Origin of the sequence: Streptomyces millisiae, from assembly GCF_031845425.1 — a bacterium.
In the GTDB taxonomy this organism is placed as follows: Bacteria; Actinomycetota; Actinomycetes; order Streptomycetales; family Streptomycetaceae; genus Streptomyces; species Streptomyces millisiae.
The window spans coordinates 1-399 of record NZ_JAVREM010000403.1; the positions used below are offsets into that span (position 1 = coordinate 1).

The following is a 399-nucleotide window of genomic DNA, read 5'->3' on the forward strand; positions in this document are numbered from 1 at the left end:
TCGGATGAGTGCCAGCAGGGAGACGACCTCGGGCGAGCGCAGCGCCAGCCCGGTCAGGAAGAACACGGCGGGGACGAGGAGACACCCGGCGGCCAGGCTCAGCACGGCGTCGGGAAGCAGGGGGGCGGCCGCCCAGCCCACCGCCCCGGCCACCAGCGCGGCCCCCGTGAGGCGGCCGAGCGCGAGGGTGACCGCCCGGGCCCGGATCGGCACGACCCGGGTGCCCAGCCCCATCAGCAGGAGCAGCGCGGTGGTGCTGATGCCGAGGGCGTTGGCGGTGGCGATGCCGACGACGCCGAAGCGGTACGTGTGCGCGTACCCGGCGCCCATCGTGACCAGGAGCCCGGTGCCCATCGCGAACGCCGGGAACCAGGTGGGCCGCCCGGAGGAGAAGAACGG

Annotated in this window: 1 pseudogene; it reads right to left on the reverse strand. The window is 75.4% G+C overall.

The features are described from left to right. Positions 1-399, reverse strand: a pseudogene (locus RNC47_RS37285) (virulence factor MviN); the annotation flags it as partial.